We start from the raw sequence: 273 nt of genomic DNA, 5'->3' as shown, positions 1-273 counted from the left end.
CTCTCGGGCCCGCGGGATATCCACGTGTCGCTAAAATTAATTAATCGATATCATGAATAGCGCTCGTATGTCGCAATTCGTGTATCTCATACCGCGGCACAGTAGTTGACTGTGCTCGCGATCAGATGCTCCTCCCTCATTTATAAGTGAATTCTTCTTGTTTGGATCGGATGAATGATTGCTATCATTCTGTCTGATAAATCGCAGAAAAGAATCGAGTCTGGAAGATTCGGATCTTCCATCTCTCTCCTATCGCTATGCGGCTCTCAAGGT

This window comes from Collinsella sp. AF23-2 (assembly GCF_003459245.1).
GTDB lineage: Bacteria > Actinomycetota > Coriobacteriia > Coriobacteriales > Coriobacteriaceae > Collinsella.
Note: the sequence above shows the minus strand (reverse complement) of the source record.